Origin of the sequence: Frigidibacter oleivorans, from assembly GCF_003993775.1 — a bacterium.
GTDB lineage: Bacteria > Pseudomonadota > Alphaproteobacteria > Rhodobacterales > Rhodobacteraceae > Frigidibacter > Frigidibacter oleivorans.
Genome location: NZ_RJRZ01000014.1, coordinates 15729 through 38547, shown reverse-complemented (window position 1 = coordinate 38547; position 22819 = coordinate 15729). Strand labels below are relative to the sequence as shown.

Here is a 22819-nt window from a genome sequence, read left to right as displayed (position 1 = left end):
AACAGCCCGTGCCGGAATGCAAGCGCAGCGATACCCGCCGCCCGAGGCCCGGACCGGCCGCGGGCGTCAGTTGCCCATGATCATCCCGGTCAGCGCCTCGCGCTCGGTCTCCAGCTCCTCGAGCCGCGCCTTCACGATGTCGCCGATCGAGATCAGGCCCACCATCTCGCCATCCTCGACGACCGGCATGTGCCGGAACCGGCCCGCCGTCATCCGCTCCAGCACATGCTGGGCGGTGTCGGACCGGGTGCAGGTGACGATGGTGCGGGTCATCACCTGATCGACGGCATCGGTCAGGCAGGTCGTGCCGCGCCGGCCCAGTTCGCGCACGATGTCGCGTTCCGACAGGATGCCCTGCACCGTCTTGCCGTCGCTCGACACCACCACCGCGCCGATCCGGCGTGCCGACAGGACCTCGGCCACCGCGGCGAGGTTCCAGCCGGGGGCGACCGTCACCACCCCGTCATCGGCCTTGGCCTTCAGAATCTGCTGCACCAGCATGCGAGTCCTCCTCTACCCGTAAGCGTCTGTCAAAGCGTCCGGCGAGGGGGCGCCCCTGTCAAGCGTCGGGCCGCGACCGGCGTCACAATGCCCGGTCGCCCGCGTCATTGCGCCGAGGCCAGCGCCTCCAGCCGGGCGATTTCCCGCCGCATCCCCTGCGACAGCGCCTCGCAGAACCGCGTCATCCGGTCGGAGCGGCGGTCATCCTCGTGCCGGATCAGCCAGAAGCTGCGCGTCAGCGTCACCGCGTCGGGCAGCACCCGCCGCAGGCCGGGCGCCACCGGCATGGCGAAGTCGTGGACGACCCCGATCCCGGCCCCCGCGCGCAGCCACATCAGCTGCACCGCGACGGAGTTGGAGGCCAGGGGCACCGCCCCCGCGCCGATCCCCGCGAGGTAGTCCAGTTCCTTGTCGAAGATCATGTCGGGGATGTAGCCCACCATGCGATGCGCCGTCAGGTCCGCCAGCGCCCGCACCGGTGGATGTCGCGCCAGATAGCCCTCGTCCGCGGCAAGGCTCAGCCGGTAGTCCGACAGTTTCTGCACCGCGAGCCGGCCCTGCTGCGGCCGGCTGACCGCGATGGCGAGGTCGGCCTCGCGCCGCGACAGGTTGAAGATGCGCGGCAGGGCCACGATCTGCACCTCGAGCCCCGGGTTGGCGTCGCAGATCTCGGCCGTCACCTGCGGCAGCAGGAAATTGGCGCAGCCGTCGGGGGCGCCGATGCGGATCTGCCCGCCCAGTCCCGCCGCCACCCCGGCCGTCGCCTCGACCGCGCCCGCCATGGCGCGTTCGGCCGATTCGGCGTGCGGCATCAGCCGCTGTCCCGCCTCGGTCAGCCGGTAGCCCTGGGCCGAGCGCAGGAACAGCGGCTGGCCCAGCCCGTCCTCCAGCCGGGTGATCCGGCGCCCCACCGTCGCCGGGTCCAGCCGCAGCGACCGCCCCGCCGCCGACAGGCTGTCGCCCCGCGCGACGGCGAGGAAGATGCGCAGGTCGTCCCAGTCGGGCGCGATCATCGCCGCACCGCGTCGAACAGTGCCTGCCAGCGCGCGGCGATGACGCCGGGCGCGTGATGGCGGGCGATATGGGCGCGGCCCGCCGCCCCCGTCGCCGCCGCCCGCGCCGGATCGGCCAGCAGCGCGTCCAGCCGCGCCGCGGTGCCGGCGATGTCGCCCGGCGGCAGCAGCCAGCCGGTGCGCCCCGGTTCCACCAGCCCCTCATGCGCCGGCAGCCGCCAGGCGACCACCGGCAGGCCGGCGGCCATCGCCTCCATCACCACCTTGCTCAGCCCCTCGGGATGGGTCGAGGGGAAGAGGAAGGCCGTCGCCCCGTGCAGCCGGCCGGGCAGCGCCTCATGGGGCAGCGCCCCGGTCATCCGCAGCCGGTCCGCCACGCCCGCACGGGCGGCATGCGCCTCCATCGCCGCGCGTTCGGCATCGGTGACGCCGCCGATCACCTCCAGCACCGCGGGCCGCCGCATCCGGGCGAGGATCGCCGGCATCGCCGCCGCCCCCTTCGCCTCGGACAGGCGGCCCACATAGACGAGCCGCGGTTCGGGCCGGGCGGCGGGCTCCGGCCAGCGCGACAGGTCCAGCGCATAGGGCAGCGTCACCGTGCGCGGCGGCGCCCACCACGCCATCCGCCGCACCGCCCGTTCCAGCCCCGGCGAGAGGCAGACGACCCGGGCCGAGGCGGCGAGACAGGCCCGCAGCGGCCGTTCCTTCGCCCGGAGCGCGTGCAGGCCCGCGTCGAGCGCCGTGACGGCCCCGCTCCACGGTCGCGGATGCAGCGCCCGGCCGTGCATCCAGGCAGGATAGGTGCCCTCATGCGAGATCAGCGGCAGGCCAGCCCTGCGGCCCGGGGTTCCGCCCGCCAGCCCCGCCTGCACCAGCCCCCAGCTGGACGCGCCCCGGCCGATGACGATGTCGAAGGGCGCCGCGGCCTGCATCGCGGCAAAGGTCGCGGCGCTGTCGCGCCAGAAGGCCGCGTCCACCCGTTCCGGCCGGGTGCCCGGCAGATAATGCACCTCGCGCCCCGCCATGCGGTCGACCGCGGGCGCGCCGTCCGGCAGCCCGGTCGTCAGCACCGTCACCTCATGCCCGGCGCGGGCGAAATCCTTCGACAGGATCTCGAACGGCCAGAGATAGCCGGGCCGGTGCCGTTCCATCGCGCGGGACAGGATGCAGATGCGCATCGGGGATCCTTGCAATTCTGCAAAACCAACCTGTGCATCTACCGCTTCACCGGGCAAATCTGCAAGGCTAGTGTAGGCGGAGACGGCAGATCGTGCGGGAGGAACGTCATGGAAGAGATCGGACACTGGATCAACGGACGCCGCGTCGCCGGCACCTCGGGCCGGTTCGCGGATGTGTTCAACCCCGCCACGGGCGAGGTGCAGGCCCGGGTGGCGCTCGCCAGCGTCGAGGAGATGACCCAGGCCATCGCCGCCGCCGCCGCCGCGCAGCCGGGCTGGGCCGCGACCAACCCGCAGCGCCGCGCCCGGGTGATGATGGCCTTCGGCGCGCTGATCAACGCCAACATGGACCGTCTGGCCGAAGCCGTCAGCCGCGAACATGGCAAGACCCTGCCCGATGCGCGCGGCGACGTGCAGCGCGGGCTGGAGGTCGTCGAGGTCTGCATGGGCGCGCCCGCGATGCTGAAGGGCGAGTTCATGGACAGCGCCGGTCCGGGCATCGACCTTTACGCGATGCGCCAGCCGCTCGGCGTCGTCGCGGGCATCACGCCCTTCAACTTCCCGGCGATGATCCCCCTGTGGAAGATGTCGCCGGCGCTCGCCGCCGGCAATGCGGTGATCCTGAAGCCTTCGGAACGCACGCCCTCCACCGCGCTGATCCTCGCCGAACTGCTGAAGGAGGCGGGGCTGCCCGACGGCGTGCTGCAGGTGGTCAACGGCGACAAGCTGGCGGTCGACACCATCCTCGATGACGAGACGGTGCAGGCGGTGGGCTTCGTCGGTTCCACCCCGATCGCGCAATACATCTATGGCCGCGCCGCCACCAACGGCAAGCGCGCGCAATGCTTCGGCGGCGCCAAGAACCACATGCTGATCATGCCCGACGCCGATCTCGACAAGGCGGCGGATGCGCTGATCGGCGCGGGCTTCGGCGCGGCGGGCGAACGCTGCATGGCGGTGTCGGTCGCGGTGCCGGTGGGCGAGGAGACCGCCGACCGCCTGATCGAGAAGCTGGTCCCGAAGATCGAGAGGCTGAAGGTCGGCCCCTATACCGGCGGCGACGATGTGGATTACGGCCCGCTGATCACCGGCGCCGCGATGACGCGGGTGCGCGGGCTGATCGATTCAGGCGTGGCGCAGGGGGCCGATCTGGTGGTGGACGGCCGCGACTTCCGCCTGCAGGGCTACGAGAACGGCTTCTTCCTCGGCCCGTCGCTGTTCGACCGGGTCACGCCCGACATGGACATCTACAAGGAAGAGATCTTCGGCCCGGTCCTGACCACCGTGCGCGCGGGCAGCTATGACGACGCGCTCGACCTGGTGATGAAGAACGACTACGGCAACGGCACCGCGATCTTCACCGCCGATGGCGACACCGCGCGCGATTTCGCCAGCCGGGTCAATGTCGGCATGGTCGGCATCAACTTCCCGATCCCGGTGCCGCTGAGCTATTTCAGCTTCGGCGGGTGGAAGAAATCGGCCTTCGGCGACCTCAACCAGTACGGGCCCGATGCCTTCCGCTTTTACACCCGGACGAAGACGGTCACCGCGCGCTGGTTCTCGGGCATCAAGGAGGGGGCGGCGCTGAACTTCAAGGCGCTGGACTGAGGATATCCGGCCCCGCCCGCACCGGCGGGGGCGACACGGACAGAGGCCGCAGCGGGGAGGCTGTGATGGATTTCGGTCTGAGCGAGGAGCAGGAGGCCATCGTCGCGATGGCCCGGGACTTCGGGCGCGAACACATCGCCCCCCATGCCCGCGCATGGGAGGCGGAGGGAACGATCCCGCGCGCGCTGTGGCCGCTTGTGGCGGACCTGGGGTTGGGCGGCATCTACGTGTCGGAAGACCAGGGCGGATCGGGCCTCACCCGGCTCGACGCGGTGCTGGTGTTCGAGGCGCTGGCGATGGCCTGCCCCTCGGTCGCGGCCTTCCTGTCGATCCACAACATGTGCGCGGCGATGATCGACCGCTACGGCTCGTCCGAGATGAAGGCGCGGGTGCTGCCCGAGGCCTGCGCGATGCGGACGGTGCTGTCCTACTGCCTGACCGAACCGGGCTCGGGGTCGGATGCGGCGGCGCTGCGCACCCGGGCCACGCGCGAGGATGACGGCTGGCGGCTGACCGGCACCAAGGCCTTCATCTCGGGCGGCGGCTATTCCGATGCCTATATCGTCATGGCGCGGTCGGGCGATGACGGGCCGCGCGGCATCTCGGCCTTCCTCGTGACCGCGGACCGGCCGGGCCTGTCCTTCGGCGGGCTGGAAGACAAGATGGGCTGGCGCGCGCAACCCACCCGTCAGGTGCAGCTGGATGGTTGCGCCGTCGGGGCCGGGGATCTGCTGGGCGAGGAGGGACGCGGCTTTTCCTACGCGATGGCGGGGCTCGACGGCGGGCGGCTGAACATCGCCGCGACGGCGCTTGGCGGCGCGCAGGCGGCCTTCGACGCGACGCTGGCCTATATGGGCGAACGCCGCGCCTTCGGCCAGAGCCTCGACCGGTTCCAGGCGCTGCAGTTCCGGCTGGCCGAGATGGAGACGCGGCTGCAATCGGCGCGGGTCTTCCTGCGGCAGGCGGCATGGAAGCTCGACCGGCGCGCCCCCGATGCCGGCCGGCATTGCGCCATGGCCAAGCTGATGGTGACCGACGCCGCCTTCGAGGTGGCGAACCAGTGCCTGCAACTGCATGGAGGCTATGGCTATCTGGCCGATTACGGGATCGAGAAGATCGTCCGCGACCTGCGGGTGCACCAGATCCTCGAAGGCACCAACGAGATCATGCGCGTGATCATCGCGCGCGGGCTGGTGGAGGGGCGGACATGAGCGGCGACCTGCATATCCGCGTCGCCGGCCGGGCCGGGCGCATCACCTTCACCCGGCCCAGGGCGCTGAACGCGCTGAACCACGCGATGAGCCTGGCCATCGAGGCGGCGCTGGACGGCTGGCGCGACGATCCGGCGGTGGCGCTCGTGGTGATCGACGCCGAGGGCGACCGCGCCTTCTGCGCCGGGGGCGACATCGCCGCGATGTATCACGCGGGCCGCGCCGGCGGGGTCGAGGCCGCGGCCGCCATCGCCTTCTGGCGCGACGAATACCGGATGAACGCGAAGATTTCGGAATTCCCGAAACCGGTGATCGCCTTCATGCAGGGCTTCGTCATGGGCGGCGGCGTGGGGGTGGGCGGCCATGCGGCCGTGCGGATCGCGGGCGACAGCACCCGCATCGCCATGCCGGAAACCGGCATCGGCCTGATCCCCGATGTGGGCGGCAGCTGGCTGCTGTCGCGCGCGCCCGGGCGGCTTGGTGAATATCTGGGGCTGACCGGGCACCGGATGGCGGCGGGCGACGCGATCCTCGCGGGCTTCGCCGACCGCTACCTGCCCGAAGCCGACTGGCCTGCGGCCATCGCGGCGATGGAACGGACGGGCACGCCCGCCCTGCCCGACCGGCCCGCGCCGCAGCCCGACCTCGCCCCGCATCGGCCGCTGATCGACCGCATCTTCGCCCTGCCGGACCTGCCCGCGATCCTCGCCGCGCTGGCGGCGGAACCGGGCGCGTTCGCCGCGGCGACGCATCAGACGCTGGCGCGGATGTCGCCGCTGTCGATGGCGGCGACGCTGGCGCTGGTGCGCGGCGCGCGCGATCTGGACCTGCGCGCGGCGCTCGGGCGCGAGTTCCGCTTCACCGCCCGGGCGCTGTCGGCGACCGACTTCCTCGAAGGGGTGCGGGCGCAGATCATCGACAAGGATCGCCAGCCGCGCTGGCGGCACGCCGATGCCGCGGCGGTGACGCCGCAGGAGGTGGCGGCGCTGCTGTCCCCGCTGCCGGCGGGACAGGGACTCGACTGGGAGGGCTGACGCATGAAGATCGCATTCATCGGGCTGGGCAACATGGGCGCGCCGATGGCCCGCAACCTCGCCGCGGCGGGGCATCGGGTGACGGGCCATGACCCGGCCGCCCCGATGCCCGAGGGCGTCAGCCCCGCCGCCGCGCTGGCCGAGGCGGTGGCGGGCGCCGAGGTGGTCATCACCATGCTGCCGAACGGCGCGATCCTGCGCGCGGTGGCGGCCGAAGCGATCCCGGCGATGTCGCCGGGCGCGGTGCTGTGCGACTGCTCGACCGTGGACGTGGACAGCGCCCGCGCCGTCGCGGCCGAGGCCGGGGCGGCGGGGCTGATGGCGCTGGACGCGCCGGTGTCGGGCGGCATCGGCGGCGCCGCGGCCGGCACGCTGACCTTCATGGTGGGCGGGCCGGACGAGGCCTTCGCCCGGGTCGCGCCGCTGTTCGACATCATGGGCCAGAAGGCGGTGCATTGCGGCGGTGCGGGCGCCGGACAGGCCGCGAAGATCTGCAACAACATGATCCTCGGCGCCACGATGATCGTCACCTGCGAAGCCTTCGCCCTGGCCGACAAGCTGGGGCTCGACCGGCAGAAGATGTTCGACGTCGTCTCCACCTCCTCGGGCTACAGCTGGAGCATGAATGCCTATTGTCCCGCCCCCGGCGTCGGACCGGCCAGCCCCGCCGATTCCGGCTACAAGCCCGGCTTCGCGGCGGAACTGATGCTGAAGGACCTGCGGCTGGCCCTGCAGGCGGCCGAGGGCGCCGATGCCGACACGCCGATCGGCACGCTGGCGGCGGAGCTGTACGCCCGCTTCGTCGAGGAGGAGGATGGCCGCGGCCGCGACTTTTCGGCGATGCTGCCGCGCCTCGCCGCGCGGGGCCGGGACCGGAGCCGCGGCTGAGGCTGTCGGCACCGCCGCTCACGCCCGCGTCAGCCGCCTGCAACATGCCGGGCGGGCGGCCGCCGGTCCGTCCCCCGCCCGGCCCCGCACGGAAACCCGCGGGGCGGCCTCGGTGTTATTGCCGCAATGGATGCAACACCGGAGGCCAAGATGTCCCGTCTCAAGACCCTGATCCCCGCCGTGCTGTCCCTCAGCCTCGGCGTCACCGCCCTCGCCACGCCGGCGCTGGCCGACAACGACTGCCCGCGCGGCATGCGCGAGCGCGACAATCACTGCCTGCCCAAGGACGTCGCCCGGAAGATCGACAAGGACGCCGAGATCACCGTCCACAACGGTCGCGGCGACAGCAACTATGTCGTGATCCGCCCGGGCGAGAGCGTGCGCGGCCGCGACTATCGCATCGTCGAGGATTACGGCCGCTACGGCCTTGCCCCGGCGGGCGGCGACAGCGTCTATGCGATCGTCGACGACCAGATCGTGCAGATCGACCGCGACACGCTGCAGATCGTCTCGCTGATCCGCGCGCTGAACTGATCCGGCGCGACCGCGAAACCAGGCACGGCCCGGACGCTCGACAGGCGGTCCGGGTCCTGCCATGCCGCAATACACCGCCAGCCGCCGCAAGATGCCTCGACAGATGGGGGGAAAGCCTGTAGAGGCGGCGGGTCCGGGCCCTGCCCGCCTTCCGTTCCTGTCCGCCCCTGCCCGCCCCCTGTGCTGCGCGGGCCATCCGCCGAAAGTTCCGCATGTCTGCCGATTCCGCCTCCACCGGCCCCGCCGCCGGCTTTTCCGACCTTCCCGCGCCCCTGGCCGCGGCACTGGCCGCGAAGGGCTATGCCGACCCCACCCCGGTGCAGGCGGCCGTGTCAGACCCGGCTCTGGCCGGGCAGGATCTGCTGGTCTCGGCGCAGACGGGCTCGGGCAAGACCGTGGCCTTCGGCATCGCCATGGCCGCCGACCTGCTGGAAGGGGCCGATCATTTCGGCCCGCCCGACCTGCCGCGCGCGCTGGTGATCGCGCCGACGCGGGAACTGGCGATGCAGGTGCGCCGCGAACTGGAATGGCTTTACGCGCAGGCGGGGGCGGTGATCGCCTCCTGCGTGGGCGGCATGGATGCGCGGGCGGAACGCCGGGCGCTGGAGCGCGGCGCGCATCTTGTCGTGGGCACTCCGGGACGCCTCTGCGACCATCTGCGGCGCGGCGCGCTCGATATCTCGGCCCTGAAGGTCGCGGTCCTGGACGAGGCCGACGAGATGCTGGACCTCGGCTTCCGCGAGGATCTGGAATTCCTGCTGGAGGCCGCGCCCGCCGACCGGCGCACGCTGATGTTTTCCGCCACCGTCCGGCCCGAGATCGCGGAACTGGCCGCCACCTACCAGCGCGATGCCCGCCGCATCGCCACCCAGTCCGACCGGGCCGCGCATGGGGACATCGCCTATCGCGGCGTGCTGGTGGATACCGCCGACCGCGAGAATGCCATCGTCAACCTGCTGCGCTTTCACGACCCCTCGCGCGCCATCGTCTTTTGCGGCACCCGCGCCACGGTCAGCCATCTGACGGCGCGCTTCGTCAACCGCGGCTTCCCGGTGGTGGCGCTGTCGGGCGAGTTGAGCCAGCAGGAACGCAGTCAGGCGCTGCAGGCGATGCGCGACGGGCGGGCGCGGCTGTGCATCGCCACCGACGTGGCGGCGCGCGGCATCGACCTGCCGGGGCTGGAACTGGTGGTCCATGCCGACATGCCCACCAACAAGGAAACGCTGCTGCACCGGTCCGGCCGGACCGGACGCGCGGGCGCCAAGGGGATCAGCGCCCTGATCGTGCCGCTGTCGCAGCGCAAGAAGGCCGAGCGGCTGCTGCATTGGGCGGGCGTCACCGCCGAATGGGGCCCCGCCCCCGCCGCCGAGGCGGTGCTGGCCGCCGATGCCGAGCGGATGCTGTCCGATCCCGCGCTGTCTGCCCCGGTGACCGAGGACGAGGCGGCGCTGATGGCCCGGCTGATGGAGATGCCCGCACGCCAGCTGGCCGCCGGCTATTTCCGGCTGTGGTCGGCCGGCCGCAGCGCGCCCGAGGATCTGCGTCCCCTGCCCGAGGCCGGCGCACCCCGGCGTGACCACGCCGATTTCGGCCCGGCCTTCTGGATCTCGCTCTCCGTCGGCCATGCCGGCCGGGCCGAGGCGCGCTGGCTGCTGCCGATGCTGTGCCGCGCGGGCGGCATCACCCGGGCCGAGATCGGCGCGATCCGCGTCGGGCTGAACGACACCGCGGTGCAGATCGCGGCCAGCGCCGAGGAACGCTTCTTCGAGGCGCTCGGGAAACCGATGCAGCTGGAACAGGGGATCGCCGTCAGCCGGATCGCCGGCACCCCCGACGAAACCCGCGGCGCGCCCAAATCCACCATCCGCAAGGGCCCGCGCCCCGAGCGCGGGGATCGGCCCGAACGCGGGGATCGCCCCGAGCGTGCGGACCGCGCCCCCCGCCCGCCACGGTCGGAGCGCGAGGATCGTCCCTATCGCCCCCGCGACGAGGCCGACAGCCCGCGCCCGCCGCGCCCGGCCAAGGCCGACAGCTATCGCCCGAAGCCGGGCGGTCGCGATCCGTCCGAACCGTCCTTCGACCCCGCGCGGGACAGCGCGCCCCCGGCCGAGGCCGAGGGCATTCCCGCCACCCGGCCGCGCAAGACCGGACCCAAACCCGAACCGAAGTCCGGTTGGGCCAAGCCGAAGCCGAAGGGCGCCGCGGCCAAACCCGGCGGCAAGCCCGCCGGCAAGAGCTTTGGCAAGCCCGGGGCGAAGGGCGCGAAATACGGACCTGCCACCGGCAAACCGGGCGGGGCGAAAGGCAAGGGCCGGGGCTGATCCTCGGTGCCCGGCAGAGCGGGCCTGCGTCCGCTCAGACCCCGGCCATCAGGATGTCGATGGCCCGGGTGATCCGCTCGCCCTGATCAGAGACGCTGCCGATGCGCCGGATCGCCCCTCGTCGGACCGACGCAATCAAGCGGGTCGCCAGCACCAGCTGCCGGCCATCTTCCAGCCGCAGCACGGGGTTCAGCAGCGGCACGGCAGGATAGTCCGCAAGCAGCGGGATGACCACGATCGCGGGATCGGGCGGCAGCAGATCGCTTTCAATCGTTACCATCGCCACCCCGCGATGCACGGCCACATCGAAGCGTCGGAACGACTCCACCGTCTAGCGTGTCCAGCCGGCGAGGTCGGGATCGGCGAGGATGTCGCGCAGCGGGTGCGCGTGTTCATCGTGCCAGCGCGCCTGTGCGGCGAAGATGTCGGCATGTTCGTGGCGCCAGGCGTCCTGCCGCGCGCGGGCCACGGCGCGCAGCAGCGCCGCCTCGGCCACCGCCGACACATCCAGACCCAAGGCCCGCGCCGAATCCACGGCCTCGGCATCGAGGCTGAGCGACGTCGTGCGGCGGGCGGGGGCGGTCATGGCGGTTCCTCACGGATGCGACGGAAGATACCACGCGATGGCCCCGGATCAAGCGGCCGTGACAGGCGCGGCCCGGCTCAGGCCCGGCCGAGCTTTGCCAGCCGCGCGTCGCGCATCCGGGCGAAATCGTCGCCCGCGTGATAGGAGGACCGGGTCAGCGGCGTGGCCGAGACCATGAGGAAGCCCTTGCCATAGGCGGCCTTCTCATAGGCGGCGAATTCCTCGGGCGTCACGAAACGGTCCACGCGGTGATGTTTGGGCGTCGGCTGCAGATACTGGCCGATGGTCAGGAAATCGACATCGGCCGAGCGCATGTCGTCCATGACCTGCCGGACCGATTGCCCGTCCTCGCCGAGGCCGACCATGATCCCCGACTTGGTGAACATCGTCGGGTCCAGTTCCTTCACCCGCTGCAACAGCCGCAGCGAATGGAAATAGCGCGCACCGGGCCGCACCGCGGGATAGAGGCCGGGCACGGTTTCCAGATTGTGGTTGAACACGTCGGGCCGCGCCTCGACCACCTTCTCCACCGCCGAGGGGGCGCATTTCAGGAAGTCCGGCGTCAGCACCTCGATCGTGGTCCCGGGCGAGCGGTGGCGGACGGCGCGGATGGTCTGGGCGAAATGTTCGGCCCCGCCATCCTCCAGATCGTCGCGGTCCACGCTGGTGATGACCACATGGTTCAGCCCCAGCGTCTGCACCGCATGGGCGACGCGCCCCGGCTCGAAGGCGTCCAGCGTCTGCGGCTTGCCCGTCGCCACGTTGCAGAAGGTGCAGCCCCGGGTGCAGATCTCGCCCATGATCATCATGGTGGCGTGGCCCTGGCTCCAGCATTCGCCGACATTGGGGCAGCCCGCCTCCTCGCAGACGGTGACGAGCCGGTTTTCCTTCAGGATGTCGCGGGTCTGCCTGTAGCCGGCGGAGGTGGGCGCCTTGACCCGGATCCAGGACGGCTTCTTCGGCTGCTCCTGATCGGGGCGATGAGCCTTTTCGGGATGACGTTCGCCGGGGATCTTCAGGTCGCGCACCGGAACCTCCTTCGGGAGATGCTCGGACGGATGTATGCCCTTTGCGTCGCCTTGGCAATGCAGCGGGGCGCGGGGCAGCCCCCTGCGCCGCACATGGCTTGCGGGCCGAACCGGGCCGCGAAACCCGCACAACGCCGGAGAGATACCCCCGCGCGGCCCGAATTCCGCCTTGCTTGGCTCCGAAGATCGCGCCGGACAGGACGAAACGCATTGGCATAGGGAGACAGCGATGAAGGCCCTGAAGACGTTCCGTGACGCCGAGGACGGCGCCGTCACCGTGGATTGGGTTGTGCTGACCGCCGCGACCGTCGGGCTGGGCATCGTCGCGATGGCCGCCATCGGCCCCGCGGTGGGCGTGCAGGGCAGCAGCATCGCCACGGCGATGGGCAGCGTCGGCGACCTCTTCGCCGAGGAGGGCGGCAGCGCCGGCCGGGCCGCCGGCGACTGGAACCGCCACTACATGAACGACGGACAGGTCGCCGAGAACGCGCAGTGGATGTCGGGGTTCAGCGACGAACAGCTGCTGTCGCATATCGACAACATGGCGCAATTCGGCGAGATGCCGGCCGGATCGGGCTATCCGCAGGACTATTACCACGACGAGTACAACATCGCCGTGGACGAGGCGATCGGCCGCGGCCTGATGTAGGCCCCGGGCTTCAGCCGGCGCTAGCCGGCCAGCGGCAGGTCCACATAGAAGGTCGTGCCCTCGCCCAGACGGCTTTCATAGTCGATCCGCCCGCCCAGACGTTCGACGATGCGGCGGGCGATATGCATGCCCAGGCCCGACCCGCCGATCCGGCGGGTGTTGGAACTGTCGATCTGCGAGAACTGGCCGAAGACCCGTTCCCGCGCGCCCTCGGGGATGCCGGTGCCCCGGTCGGCGACGGAGACGCGGGCCTGCCGCCCCTCGACCTGCAGCCGCACCGTCACCGCCCCGCCGCGATGCGAGAACTTGCAGGCGTTGGACAGCATGTTGGCCATCACCTGCATCAGCCGCTGCGCATCGCCCATCACCTCCACCGGCCCCGACACGCAGTCCTGCTCCAGCTGCACGCCGAGCGAGCGGGCATAGCCTTCGTTCGCCTCGACCGCGTCGCGCACCACCCGCGCCAGATCCACCAGCTCATGGCGGATCCGCATCTGCCCCTGTTCGATCTGCTGCACGTCCAGCAGATCGTCGATCAGCAGCGCCAGCCGCTGGCTGTTCGACCGCGCGATCCGCACCACCCGCTGCGCCGCCGGGGGCAGGTTGCCCATCGCCCCGGCATCGAGAAGGTCCAGCGATCCCTTGATCGAGGTCAGCGGCGTGCGGAGTTCATGGCTGACGGTGGACACGAATTGCGACTTGGCGAGGCTCGTCGCCTCCGCCTCCTCGGCGGCGATGCGCAGGGCTGCGGCGATGCGTTCCTGCACGCTGATATCCACCAGCGCGATCACGCAGCCGAGCGGCGCGTGGTTGCGGGCGATGGGATTGCGCAGCACCGTCACCCGCGGGTCGAAGCTGCGCCCGTCCCGGCGGACCGCCGGCAGCGGATGTTCGGCCGTCGCCCCGGCACAAAGCCCCGACACCGGGCAGTCGCCGCGCGGCGGGCGGTTCAGCGGCGGCAGATCGGCCCCGAAGACGCGCCGCGCCTCGGGATTGGCGCCCACCAGCTGACGGTCCATGTCGAAGATCAGGATCGGGTCGGAGGACTGGTAGAACAGCATCTCGCGCGCGATCAGGTTCACGTCCATCAGCCGGTTGCCGACCAGCAGCGACCCGAAGGTGGCGAAGACGAAGGCGAACATGAAGGGCGTCGGATCGAAGCCGAAGATCGTGGAGCCGTTCAGGATATAGGCAAGGTTGCCCGCCACCGGCACCAGCGTGATCGCCAGCAGCGCCACGAGAAAGCCGCGAAAGCTGGCCGGTGCCCGGGGCAGCGCCAGCACGACCATCGCGACGGCGGCGGCGAGGAACAGGTAAAGATAGCCCGCCGCCACAAAGAACAGCGGCCCGTGGTCATAGCGGGCCGACAGCCGGCCCTCGACCATCACCAGATCCGTGTCCGGCCCGTAGAACGACCCATGCCACGGATTGCTGAGAACCACCGCCGCCAGCAGCAGCGGCACCCCGGCCAGCACCACCAGCCGCAGGGCATGCCCCTGCCCCTCGGTCCCCATCAGATAGTCGGACAGGAACAGCGTCCAGGCGGTGGGAACCAGCACGATCGCGGGCCAGGTGACGCCGGACCAGAAGATCTTGCAGTGAAGGTCGGTCACCGCCATCTCGGCCGCCGAGCCGGCCAGCCACAGCATCATCCCCGCCAGCGCCGCCATGAAGACGGGCTTGCCCGGCACGCTGTGCTGGCGGCCCAGCCAGAAGGTGATGAGCGCGATCCCCGCGAAGACGCCGGCGGCGATGCGCACCGCGAGGTCCGGTGGCCCGAAATCGAGGCAGGCGCTCACCGGCATCGCGGTTCGACCCCGCGTCGGAGCCGCGCATGGCGCGCCCGCAGCGCCCGCAGCCGCAGACCCTCCGCCGCCGGACCCTGCCCGTGGCACGGACCCCGATATGATGCCTTCGTCCTGTTCACGCGACCCGTTCGGGTTTGACAGCCATGGAAGCGGAACATCCGCAAGACACAGGCATCCCGCGTCCGGAGAACCGGGCCTGCCGACACAACCATGACAGGCAACCTATACTGGCGAAACGGCGCGGTTCAACCCGCTGACCCGCCGCGGCGCAGCAGTTGACGCAACATCCCGTGCAAGGTCTGAACTTCGGCCCGGGTCAGCCCCAGCCGGAACCACAGGTTGCGCAGGCTCAGCTTCATCCCCTCGGCCTTGGTGGGCGGGAAGAAGAAGCCCGCCCGGTCCAGTTCCGCCTCGTAATGTTCGGCCAGCTTCTCGACCTCGATCTTGCTGGCGAATTCGGTGCCGGCCATCGCCATCCGTTCGGGCGGGGTGGCATCACCCGCCCGGCGCCATTCATAGGCCAGCAGCAGCACCGCCTGCGCCAGGTTCAGCGAGGGAAAGCCGGGGTTGACGGGGACGGAGATCAGCGCGTCGGCACGGACCAGATCCTCGTTTTCCAGCCCGGCGCGTTCCGGCCCGAACAGCACCGCGACCCGCCGTCCCTGCGCCAGCATCTCACCGGCCCGGGCCATCGCCGCCTCGGGGGTGAAGACCGGCTTCGTCAGGTCGCGGTTGCGGGCGGTGGTGGCGAAGACATGGTCGCAATCGGCCAGCGCCGCGCCCACATCGGGGAAGATGCCGGCATGGTCCAGCACCCGCCCCGCCGCGCCCGAGGCGGTGGCCACCGCCCGCGGGTTCGGCCAGCCGTCGCGCGGGTCCACCAGCCGCATCCGCGCCAGCCCGAAATTCAGCATCGCCCGGGCGGCGGCGCCGATATTCTCGCCCATCTGCGGACGGACCAGCACGAAGGCGGGCTGCGGGGTCGGGTCGGGGCTGGCGGGCATCGGTTCTCCTCTCGCGGACCCTTGCGCTGATAGCGGCTGGCGCGGGGCGGGGAAAGCAGGAAGGGGGCTCCTCTCGCGGCTGCCGCCGCAAGTCGCCCCCCGGGAATATGTGCGAACGGAAGACGGTCAGGCCAGCGGCAGCGCCCGTTCCACCAGCCGCGCGAAGAAACTCGCCCCGTAGGGCGCAGCCTCGTCGTTGAAGTCGAACTGCGGGTGGTGCAGCCCCGCCCCCGGCCCGGTGCCGAGGAACAGGTAGGCGCCGGGGCGCGCCTCCAGCATGTAGCTGAAATCCTCGGCCCCCATCTCCTTGCCCGCATCGGCGAGGACCGAGTCGGCGCCGGAAATCTCGGCCGCGACCCCGGCGGCGAAGCCCGCCTGCGCCGCATGGTTGACGGTCGGCGGATAGCCCCAGTCGTAGTCCACCCGCGCCGTCACGCCATAGGCCGCGGCATGGCCCGCCACGATCTCGTGGAAGCGGCGCTTGGCCATCTCGCGCACCTCGGGGCGAAAGCTGCGGATCGTCGCGCAGAACCACGCCTCTTCGGGGATGATGTTGCTGGCTGTGCCGGCATGGACCTGCGTGACCGAGACCACCAGTTCGTCGAGCGCATGGACGTTGCGGCTGACGATGGTCTGCAGCCCCGCGATCATCCCGATGGCGGCCGGGATCGGGTCCACCGTCTCGTGCGGGGTGGCGCCGTGGCCGCCCTTGCCGGTCAGGTAGACATAGGCCGTGTCCACCGCGGCCATCAGCGCGCCGGGCGAGGTGTGGAAATGGCCGAAGGGCGTGTTGGGCGAATTGTGGATGCCATAGACCTCGGCGATGCCGAACCGGTCCATCATCCCGTCCTCGACCATGGCGAGCCCGCCGCCGCCATCCTCCTCGGCCGGCTGGAAGATCAGCGCGACCCGGCCGGCGAAGCGCCGGGCTTCCGCCAGATAGGCCGCCGCGCCGAGCAGCATCGCCACATGGCCGTCATGGCCGCAGGCATGCATCCGCCCCGGCACGGTCGAGGCCCAGTCCTTGCCCGTGGCCTCGTCGATGGGCAGCGCGTCCATGTCGGCCCGCAGCCCGATGGTGGGCCCCTCGCCCTGCCCGTTCAGGATCGCCACGACGCCGGTGCGGCCGATGCCTTCGTGGATCTCGTCCACCCCGATCTCGCGCAGGCGCTCGACCACATAGGCCGCGGTCTGCCGGCAGTCGAACCCCAGTTCCGGATGCCGGTGCAGGTGGCGCCGCCATTCGGTCATCCGGGGCGACAGGTCGGCGATCCGGTTCAGGACGGGCATGATGGACTCTCGCGCGCTGTTTCTGTTAGGCGCAGATGACGCCATCCGCGAGGCTTGCGCAATGACCCTCCCCCGACCCGCCGCCCCTGACCCGACGTCTAACCTCGCGTCCGCCCTCGCGTCCGACGAGGCGCTGATCCGCGATCCTAAGGGCGGGATGCCGCGCCTGCTGGCGATCATGGCGCGGCTGCGCGACCCGGCCGGCGGCTGCCCCTGGGATCTGGAACAGGACTTCGCCTCCATCGCGCCCTACACCATCGAAGAGGCCTATGAGGTGGCCGACGCGATCGAGCGGCAGGCCTGGGGCGAACTGGAGGGGGAGTTGGGCGACCTGCTGCTGCAGGTGGTCTATCACGCGCAGATGGCGGCGGAGGCGGGGCATTTCGACTTCGCCGCCGTGGCGCGGAATGTATCGGACAAGATGGTGGCGCGGCATCCCCATGTCTTCGGCGCCGACAGCCGCGACAAGTCCGCCGACCAGCAGGTGGCGGACTGGGAACGCATCAAGGCCGCCGAACGCGCCGCAAAGGCGGAAACCGGGGTGCTGGACGGGGTGGCGGTGGGCCTGCCCGCGCTGATGCGGGCGGTGAAGCTGCAAAAGCGCGCGGCGCGGGTCGGCTTCGACTGGCCCACGACCGGCGAGGTGCTGGACAAGATCGCCGAGGAATCGCGCGAACTGGTCGAAGCGCGCGACAGCCTGTCCGCCGACGAGATCGAGGACGAGATGGGGGACCTCTTGTTCGTGATGGCGAACCTCGCCCGGCACCTGAAGGTCGACCCGGAAACCGCGCTGCGGCGCGCCAATGCCAAGTTCACCCGCCGCTTCCGCGCCATCGAGGCGGCGCTGGCCCGCGACGGCCGCCGCCCCGAGGACAGCGACCTGGCCGAGATGGACGCGCTGTGGAACGCGGCGAAGGCGGCGGAAAAGGCGGCGCGCACCCCCTGATCCGCCCCGTCGCTGATAAATCATGACTAGTTCGATCAGGTATTGACGGAAAGTCCGGTTTCGGCCCAGACTCCGCCCGATATGTCAGGGAGGAATAGTCCGATGCTGTCCCGTATTTCCGCGCTGCTGGCCTGCGGCGCCGGCCTTGCCGCCGCGCCCGCGCTGGCCGCGGAGGTGAATGTCTATTCGCACCGCCAGCCCGAGTTGGTGCAGCCGCTGTTCGATGCCTTCACCGCCGAAACCGGCATCACCGTCAACGTGGCCTTCGTTGACAAGGGCATGGTCGAGCGGCTGGTGGCCGAGGGCGACCGCTCGCCCGCCGATCTGGTGATGACGGTCGACATCGCCCGCCTGGCCGAGGTGGTGGCGGCGGGCGTGACCCAGCCCGTCGAGTCCGAGGTCCTGACGGAGAACATCCCCGAAGGCTTTCGCGATGCCGGGAACCACTGGTTCGGCCTGACCAGCCGCGCGCGCATCCTCTATGCCAGCAAGGAACGCGTGGCCGATGGCGAGGTCACGACCTACGAGGATCTGGCCGATCCGAAATGGCAGGGCCGTATCTGCACCCGCCCCTTCACCAACGATTACAACGTGGCGCTGACCGCCGCGCATCTGATCCATCACGGCGAAGAGGCGACCCGCGCCTGGCTGGAAGGGGTGAAGGCCAATCTGGCGAAGAAGCCCGAGGGCAACGACCGCGGCCAGGTCAGGTCGATCTGGGCGGGCGAATGCGACGTGAGCCTCGGAAACACCTATTACATGGGGCAGATGCTGGCCGATCCCGAACAGACGGAATGGGCCAATTCGGTCCGCATCGTCTTTCCGGTCTTCGAGGGCGGCGGCACCCATATGAACATCTCGGGCGTCGCGATGACCCGGGCCGCGCCGAACCGCGAGGCGGCGCTGCAGCTGATGGAATTCCTGGCCAGCGACACCGCGCAGGAGATCTATGCCGGCACCAACCACGAATTCCCGGTCGAGCCGGGCGTCGAGCGGTCGGAGCTGGTGGCGGGCTGGGGCGAGTTCACCCCCGACGGGCTGAGTCTGACCGAGGTGGCGGCGGCGCGCCCGGCGGCGCTGAAGCTGATCGAGGAAGTGAACTTCGACGGATAACTAACTGCTGCTGATCGCGTTTCCTGACTGACGCCGGGACCGGCGGGCTTTTTCGGCCCGCCGGTCCTTTACTTTGCGGGGCGGGACGGTCACGCTTCCGCGCGACTGGAGGGACCCATGACCACGCCGCGCAAGATCATCATCGACACCGATCCCGGGCAGGACGACGCCGTGGCGATCCTGCTGGCGCTGGCCTCGCCGGAACTGGAGGTGCTGGGCATCACCGCCGTCGCCGGGAACGTGCCGCTGTCGCTGACCCAGCGGAACGCGCGGATGATCTGCGAACTGGCGGGGCGCGGCGATGTGCGGGTCTTCGCCGGCTGCGACGGACCGATGGTGCGCCGTCTGATCACCGCCGAACATGTGCACGGCAAGTCGGGGCTGGACGGCGCCGACCTGCCGGAACCCGAAATGCCGCTGGCCGACCGCCATGCCGTCGATTTCCTGATCGACACGCTGCGCGCCGAAACGCCCGGCACCGTCACGCTCTGCGTGCTCGGGCCGCTGACCAACATCGCCACCGCCTTCACCCGGGCGCCCGACATCGCCTCGCGGCTGGAAGGCATCGTGCTGATGGGCGGGGCCTATTTCGAGGTGGGCAACATCACCCCCGCCGCCGAATTCAACATCCATGTGGATCCCGAGGCGGCCGAGATCGTGTTCCGCGCCGGCGTGCCGCTGGTGGTGATGCCGCTGGACGTGACGCACAAGGCGCTGACCGACCGCAGCAAGGTCGAGGCCTTCCGCGCCATGGGCACGAAGGCGGGCGCGGCGGTGGCGGGCTGGACCGATTTCTTCGAACGCTACGACAAGCAGAAATACGGGCAGGAGGGCGCCCCCCTGCACGACCCCTGCGTCATCGCCTATCTGCTGCAGCCCGGGCTGTTCACCGGGCGGCATGTGAATGTCGAGATCGAGACCCGCGGCGAATATACGCTGGGGATGACGGTCGCCGACTGGTGGGGCGTGTCGGGCCGGCCGGCCAATGCGATGTTCATGGGCGGGATCGACCGCGAGGGCTTCTTCGCGCTGCTGACCGACCGCATCGGACGGCTGTAGCGGCCGGCCCGCCGGGCTGGACCCGCGCCGGCACAGGCCCCATATCTGGCCCATGACCCTGCACATCCCCTTCGACAACAGCTATGCCCGCCTGCCGGACCGCTTTCATGTGCGGCAGGCCCCGGTCCCCGTGGCCGCCCCCGGCCCCATCGCCGTCAATGCGGCGCTGGCCCGCGCGCTCGGGCTCGACCCCGAGGCGCTGACCGGGGCCGAGGGCGTGGCGATGGTGGCCGGCAACTGGCTGCCCGAGGGGGCGGAGCCGCTGGCCCAGGCCTATGCCGGGCATCAGTTCGGCGGCTTCAACCCGCAGCTTGGCGACGGTCGCGCGATCCTGCTGGGCGAGGTGGTGGCGCCGGCGGACTCACCCCTCGCAGGGGGCCGCTTCGATCTGCAGCTGAAGGGCTCCGGCCCCACGCCCTTCTCGCGCCGCGGCGACGGGCGGGCCTGGCTGGGGCCGGTCCTGCGCGAATGGATCGTCAGCGAGGCGATGGCGGCCCTGAACGTACCCACGACCCGGGCGCTGGCGGCGGCCACGACCGGCGAGCAGGTCTGGCGCGAACAGGGTCCGCTGCCGGGCGCGGTGCTGTTGCGGGTGGCGGCCAGCCATATCCGCGTCGGCACCTTCCAGTTCTTCCGCGCCCGCAACGATACCGAGGCGCTGCGCCTGCTGACCGACCATGTCATCGCCCGGCACTATCCCGGGGCCGAGGGTCCGATGGCGCTGCTGGCGGCGGTGGTGGACCGGCAGGCACGGCTGATCGCGCAATGGATGGCGCTCGGCTTCATCCACGGGGTGATGAACACCGACAACATGGCAGTGTCGGGCGAGACCATCGACTATGGCCCCTGCGCCTTCATGGACGATTATCACCCCGAGACGGTGTTTTCCTCGATCGACCAGTTCGGGCGCTATGCCTGGGCGAACCAGCCGCAGATCGGGGTCTGGAACCTCGCACAGCTTGCGACCTGCCTGCTGCCGCTGATCGGGGGCGAGCCCGCCGCCGCGGTCGAGGAGGCGACGGCGGTGGTGCATGGCTTCGCCGAGATCTATCAGGCGGAATGGCTGGCCCTCTTCGGCGCGAAAATCGGCCTGTCCGCCGCGACCGAGGCCGACCGGCCGCTGATCGAGGATCTGCTGACCCGGATGGCCGGGGGGCAGGCCGATTTCACCCGCACCTTCCGCGCGCTGCTGGAGGGCAAGGCCCGCGACGAGTTCCTCGACCCCGCCGCCTTCGACGCGTGGGAGGCGGGCTGGCAGGCGCGGCTGGCGCAGGAACCGGGGGGCATCGACGGGGCGAAGGCGGCGATGGCGCGGGCCAACCCCGCGATCATCGCCCGCAATCACCGGGTCGAAGAGGCGATCGCGGCGGCGGTGGAGGGCGATTTCGCCCCGTTCCACGCCCTGAACGCGGCGCTGGCCGCCCCCTTCGATGCCGCGCCCGACAGCCCGTATCGCGCCGCGCCCTGGCCGGAACAGCGGGTGTTGCGCACCTTCTGCGGCACCTGAGGGATCAGTCGCGCTGTCCGCGGCGGGCGCGGCGATGCGGCCGGTGGCGGCGATAGAAGGCGCGGTTCTTCTCGACGAAGTCGTGCAGCACCGCCGTCAGCCCGCCCAGTTCCCGCCCCTTGAGGAACAGGAAGCCGCAAAAGGCGCCGATGCCGCCGCCGGTGACGTCCACGATCAGGTCCCACATCGTGTCAACGAGCCCAGATTTCTGCATGTTCAGCCCGAACGTCTGGTCCATGGCGAATTCGAAGATCTCCCAGACCGCGCCGATGGTCACGGCAAAGCTGAAGGCGATCAGCGCCAGCGCCCAGGCCGGGGCGGCATAGCGGTCGCCTTCGAACAGCGTATAGGCGAAGAGAAAGCCGATCAGGCCGAAGGCCAGCGCCGACCCGCCATGCAACAGCACATCCCACCAGACATACCGTTCATAGAAGTCGAAGGCTTCGCCCAGGAAGATCGTGAAGTAGATGAAGATCACGATCCCGGCGACGAAGGCCATGGGCAGCCGAACCCCCAGCCGGCGCACGAAGACCAGCGGCGCCAGCGACAGCGCGAAGGTGGCCAGCGCGACGAAGGCCAGCGACCAGCGCGCCGTGGCCAGCGCGCCGAGGAAGGCCAGCGCGAGGCTTGCCCAGATCAGTTGCACCACCTCCGGCTGCTGCCGGAATTTCGTCACCCAGTGGCCGATCCGTGCCATTCGCGTCCTTTCCGCTTTCGCCCCTGCCGGGCGCGCCTATACTGGGGACATGCGCATCCGTCTGGCCAGCTACAACATCCGCAAATGTCTGGGCAGCGACGGCGCGCGCCTGCCCGAACGCACCGTCGACGTGCTGAACGCGCTCGGCGCCGATGCCATCGCCCTGCAGGAGGTGGACCGCCGCATGGGGCCGCGCCCCTTTGCCCTGCCGCCCGAGCTGATCGGCGCGCGCACGGGCTTCGCCCCGGTCACCGCGGCCACCAGCCCCGTCAGCCTCGGCTGGCACGGGCAGACGGTGCTGCTGCGGGCCGGCCTGCGCGCGGCGGCGGTGGAACGGCTGGACCTGCCCGCACTGGAACCGCGCGGGGCGCTGGTCGTGGACGTGGCGCCCGAGGACGGCGATCCGGCCTTTCGCATGGTGGCGGTGCATCTGGGGCTGATCCGCCGCTGGCGCCGGCTGCAACTGGCGCGCATCCGCGACGCGCTGGAGGCGATGCCCCCCCTGCCGACCGCGATCCTCGGCGATTTCAACGAATGGTCTGCCTCGGGCGGGATGGAGGCGCTGAGCGACGGCTTCCATGTCCACGCCCCGGGCCGCAGCTTTCCGGCCAGCCAGCCGCTCGGCCGGCTGGACCGGGTGGCGACGGGGCGCGGGCTGCATCTGCTGGATGCGGGCGTGCTGGATACGCCGGTGGCGCGCGTGGCCTCGGACCATCTGCCGATCTGGGCCGACCTGCGGGTCGAGGCGCCGGCGGTCGGGGTATCCGCGGTGGGGGCCGAGGCATCCGGCGACACCACCCGCGCCGGCTGATCCCCTTTCTCTCCGTCTGGCCTTCCTCCCGCC

Annotated in this window: 22 protein-coding genes; 12 read left to right on the top strand and 10 right to left on the bottom strand. The window is 70.9% G+C overall.

All coding sequences use genetic code 11. From position 1 onward, the window contains the following. Positions 1-66 precede the first annotated feature (66 nt). The 3 genes from EEY80_RS15310 to EEY80_RS15300 form a co-directional block, all read right to left on the bottom strand. Positions 67-501, bottom strand: coding sequence for a CBS domain-containing protein (locus EEY80_RS15310; protein WP_126977901.1), 435 nt, complete (start codon positions 499-501; stop codon positions 67-69). A 104-nt stretch (positions 502-605) separates the two neighbouring features. Continuing rightward, the gene (locus EEY80_RS15305) at positions 606-1514 is read right to left on the bottom strand and encodes a LysR family transcriptional regulator (protein WP_126977899.1); all 909 of its coding nucleotides are present in this window, start codon (positions 1512-1514) and stop codon (positions 606-608) included. Next, a complete protein-coding gene (locus EEY80_RS15300) occupies positions 1511-2692 on the bottom strand; it encodes a glycosyltransferase family 4 protein (RefSeq protein ID WP_126977897.1) in 1182 nt (393 codons plus the stop codon). The genes EEY80_RS15305 and EEY80_RS15300 overlap by 4 nt, the downstream gene beginning before the upstream one ends. Positions 2693-2800: 108 nt before the next feature. On the opposite strand from EEY80_RS15300, the gene EEY80_RS15295 reads away from it, so the two are divergent. The 6 genes from EEY80_RS15295 (at position 2801) to EEY80_RS15270 (ending at position 10288) form a co-directional block, all read left to right on the top strand. Beyond that, positions 2801-4300 carry a CoA-acylating methylmalonate-semialdehyde dehydrogenase gene (locus EEY80_RS15295; RefSeq protein ID WP_126977895.1) on the top strand — a complete coding sequence of 500 codons (1500 nt, stop codon included), beginning with the start codon at positions 2801-2803 and terminating at the stop codon, positions 4298-4300. A gap of 65 nt (positions 4301-4365) precedes the next feature. Next, positions 4366-5511, top strand: a complete 1146-nt coding sequence (locus EEY80_RS15290; RefSeq protein ID WP_126977893.1) for an acyl-CoA dehydrogenase family protein — start codon at positions 4366-4368, stop codon at positions 5509-5511. Further along, positions 5508-6545, top strand: a complete 1038-nt coding sequence (locus EEY80_RS15285) for a 3-hydroxyisobutyryl-CoA hydrolase (RefSeq protein ID WP_126977891.1) — start codon at positions 5508-5510, stop codon at positions 6543-6545. The genes EEY80_RS15290 and EEY80_RS15285 overlap by 4 nt, the downstream gene beginning before the upstream one ends. 3 nt (positions 6546-6548) lie before the next feature. Continuing rightward, positions 6549-7433 carry a 3-hydroxyisobutyrate dehydrogenase gene (mmsB, locus tag EEY80_RS15280; RefSeq protein WP_126977889.1) on the top strand — a complete coding sequence of 295 codons (885 nt, stop codon included), beginning with the start codon at positions 6549-6551 and terminating at the stop codon, positions 7431-7433. A 150-nt stretch (positions 7434-7583) separates the two neighbouring features. Next, on the top strand, positions 7584-7967 hold the full coding sequence (locus tag EEY80_RS15275; RefSeq protein ID WP_126977887.1) for a hypothetical protein: 384 nt from the start codon (positions 7584-7586) through the stop codon (positions 7965-7967). Between the two features lie 212 nt (positions 7968-8179). Beyond that, entirely contained in the window at positions 8180-10288 is a 2109-nt protein-coding gene (locus EEY80_RS15270) for a DEAD/DEAH box helicase (protein WP_126977885.1), read from the top strand. Between the two features lie 34 nt (positions 10289-10322). Here the strand turns inward: EEY80_RS15270 and EEY80_RS15265 are convergent, their stop codons facing one another. The 3 genes from EEY80_RS15265 to lipA all read right to left on the bottom strand — a co-directional run bounded on the left by EEY80_RS15265 (position 10323) and on the right by lipA (position 11902). After that, positions 10323-10616, bottom strand: a complete 294-nt coding sequence (locus tag EEY80_RS15265; protein WP_205749138.1) for a CcdB family protein — start codon at positions 10614-10616, stop codon at positions 10323-10325. 3 nt (positions 10617-10619) lie between these two features. Continuing rightward, a complete protein-coding gene (locus tag EEY80_RS15260) occupies positions 10620-10874 on the bottom strand; it encodes a type II toxin-antitoxin system CcdA family antitoxin (RefSeq protein WP_126977883.1) in 255 nt (84 codons plus the stop codon). A gap of 77 nt (positions 10875-10951) precedes the next feature. After that, a complete protein-coding gene (lipA, locus tag EEY80_RS15255; RefSeq protein WP_126977881.1) occupies positions 10952-11902 on the bottom strand; it encodes a lipoyl synthase in 951 nt (316 codons plus the stop codon). Between the two features lie 229 nt (positions 11903-12131). On the opposite strand from lipA, the gene EEY80_RS20680 reads away from it, so the two are divergent. Beyond that, positions 12132-12551, top strand: coding sequence for a hypothetical protein (locus tag EEY80_RS20680; RefSeq protein WP_328590531.1), 420 nt, complete (start codon positions 12132-12134; stop codon positions 12549-12551). A gap of 20 nt (positions 12552-12571) precedes the next feature. Here EEY80_RS20680 and EEY80_RS15245 read toward each other — a convergent pair whose 3' ends face one another. The 3 genes from EEY80_RS15245 to EEY80_RS15235 form a co-directional block, all read right to left on the bottom strand. Beyond that, positions 12572-14356, bottom strand: coding sequence for a sensor histidine kinase (locus EEY80_RS15245; protein ID WP_126977879.1), 1785 nt, complete (start codon positions 14354-14356; stop codon positions 12572-12574). A 248-nt stretch (positions 14357-14604) separates the two neighbouring features. Then, entirely contained in the window at positions 14605-15363 is a 759-nt protein-coding gene (locus tag EEY80_RS15240; protein WP_126977877.1) for an RNA methyltransferase, read from the bottom strand. A gap of 126 nt (positions 15364-15489) precedes the next feature. Next, positions 15490-16653 (bottom strand): M20 aminoacylase family protein, encoded by a 1164-nt coding sequence (locus EEY80_RS15235; RefSeq protein WP_126977875.1) that lies wholly within the window; start codon positions 16651-16653, stop codon positions 15490-15492. 157 nt (positions 16654-16810) lie between these two features. On the opposite strand from EEY80_RS15235, the gene mazG reads away from it, so the two are divergent. The 4 genes from mazG to EEY80_RS15215 all read left to right on the top strand — a co-directional run bounded on the left by mazG (position 16811) and on the right by EEY80_RS15215 (position 21278). After that, entirely contained in the window at positions 16811-17599 is a 789-nt protein-coding gene (mazG, locus tag EEY80_RS15230) for a nucleoside triphosphate pyrophosphohydrolase (protein WP_235829873.1), read from the top strand. A gap of 102 nt (positions 17600-17701) precedes the next feature. Then, complete coding sequence (locus EEY80_RS15225; protein WP_126977871.1) at positions 17702-18712, top strand: Fe(3+) ABC transporter substrate-binding protein; 1011 nt, start codon at positions 17702-17704, stop codon at positions 18710-18712. 117 nt (positions 18713-18829) lie between these two features. Further along, positions 18830-19771, top strand: a complete 942-nt coding sequence (locus tag EEY80_RS15220; RefSeq protein WP_126977869.1) for a nucleoside hydrolase — start codon at positions 18830-18832, stop codon at positions 19769-19771. Positions 19772-19823: 52 nt separating this feature from the next. Then, on the top strand, positions 19824-21278 hold the full coding sequence (locus tag EEY80_RS15215; protein ID WP_126977867.1) for a protein adenylyltransferase SelO: 1455 nt from the start codon (positions 19824-19826) through the stop codon (positions 21276-21278). 4 nt (positions 21279-21282) lie between these two features. Here EEY80_RS15215 and EEY80_RS15210 read toward each other — a convergent pair whose 3' ends face one another. Beyond that, on the bottom strand, positions 21283-21975 hold the full coding sequence (locus EEY80_RS15210; RefSeq protein WP_126977865.1) for a hypothetical protein: 693 nt from the start codon (positions 21973-21975) through the stop codon (positions 21283-21285). Positions 21976-22024: 49 nt separating this feature from the next. On the opposite strand from EEY80_RS15210, the gene EEY80_RS15205 reads away from it, so the two are divergent. Then, positions 22025-22786 (top strand): endonuclease/exonuclease/phosphatase family protein, encoded by a 762-nt coding sequence (locus EEY80_RS15205; protein WP_126977863.1) that lies wholly within the window; start codon positions 22025-22027, stop codon positions 22784-22786. Positions 22787-22819 lie beyond the last annotated feature (33 nt).

What these genes read in the sequence shown, in the direction of transcription:
- EEY80_RS15310 (WP_126977901.1), bottom strand. Translation starts at nt 501, where the DNA reads ATGCTGGTGCAGCAGATTCTGAAGGCCAAGGCCGATGACGGGGTGGTG.
- EEY80_RS15305 (WP_126977899.1), bottom strand. Translation starts at nt 1,514, where the DNA reads ATGATCGCGCCCGACTGGGACGACCTGCGCATCTTCCTCGCCGTCGCG.
- EEY80_RS15300 (WP_126977897.1), bottom strand. Translation starts at nt 2,692, where the DNA reads ATGCGCATCTGCATCCTGTCCCGCGCGATGGAACGGCACCGGCCCGGC.
- EEY80_RS15295 (WP_126977895.1), top strand. Translation starts at nt 2,801, where the DNA reads ATGGAAGAGATCGGACACTGGATCAACGGACGCCGCGTCGCCGGCACC.
- EEY80_RS15290 (WP_126977893.1), top strand. Translation starts at nt 4,366, where the DNA reads ATGGATTTCGGTCTGAGCGAGGAGCAGGAGGCCATCGTCGCGATGGCC.
- EEY80_RS15285 (WP_126977891.1), top strand. Translation starts at nt 5,508, where the DNA reads ATGAGCGGCGACCTGCATATCCGCGTCGCCGGCCGGGCCGGGCGCATC.
- mmsB (WP_126977889.1), top strand. Translation starts at nt 6,549, where the DNA reads ATGAAGATCGCATTCATCGGGCTGGGCAACATGGGCGCGCCGATGGCC.
- EEY80_RS15275 (WP_126977887.1), top strand. Translation starts at nt 7,584, where the DNA reads ATGTCCCGTCTCAAGACCCTGATCCCCGCCGTGCTGTCCCTCAGCCTC.
- EEY80_RS15270 (WP_126977885.1), top strand. Translation starts at nt 8,180, where the DNA reads ATGTCTGCCGATTCCGCCTCCACCGGCCCCGCCGCCGGCTTTTCCGAC.
- EEY80_RS15260 (WP_126977883.1), bottom strand. Translation starts at nt 10,874, where the DNA reads ATGACCGCCCCCGCCCGCCGCACGACGTCGCTCAGCCTCGATGCCGAG.
- EEY80_RS20680 (WP_328590531.1), top strand. Translation starts at nt 12,132, where the DNA reads ATGAAGGCCCTGAAGACGTTCCGTGACGCCGAGGACGGCGCCGTCACC.
- EEY80_RS15245 (WP_126977879.1), bottom strand. Translation starts at nt 14,356, where the DNA reads ATGCCGGTGAGCGCCTGCCTCGATTTCGGGCCACCGGACCTCGCGGTG.
- EEY80_RS15240 (WP_126977877.1), bottom strand. Translation starts at nt 15,363, where the DNA reads ATGCCCGCCAGCCCCGACCCGACCCCGCAGCCCGCCTTCGTGCTGGTC.
- EEY80_RS15235 (WP_126977875.1), bottom strand. Translation starts at nt 16,653, where the DNA reads ATGCCCGTCCTGAACCGGATCGCCGACCTGTCGCCCCGGATGACCGAA.
- mazG (WP_235829873.1), top strand. Translation starts at nt 16,811, where the DNA reads ATGCCGCGCCTGCTGGCGATCATGGCGCGGCTGCGCGACCCGGCCGGC.
- EEY80_RS15225 (WP_126977871.1), top strand. Translation starts at nt 17,702, where the DNA reads ATGCTGTCCCGTATTTCCGCGCTGCTGGCCTGCGGCGCCGGCCTTGCC.
- EEY80_RS15220 (WP_126977869.1), top strand. Translation starts at nt 18,830, where the DNA reads ATGACCACGCCGCGCAAGATCATCATCGACACCGATCCCGGGCAGGAC.
- EEY80_RS15215 (WP_126977867.1), top strand. Translation starts at nt 19,824, where the DNA reads ATGACCCTGCACATCCCCTTCGACAACAGCTATGCCCGCCTGCCGGAC.
- EEY80_RS15210 (WP_126977865.1), bottom strand. Translation starts at nt 21,975, where the DNA reads ATGGCACGGATCGGCCACTGGGTGACGAAATTCCGGCAGCAGCCGGAG.
- EEY80_RS15205 (WP_126977863.1), top strand. Translation starts at nt 22,025, where the DNA reads ATGCGCATCCGTCTGGCCAGCTACAACATCCGCAAATGTCTGGGCAGC.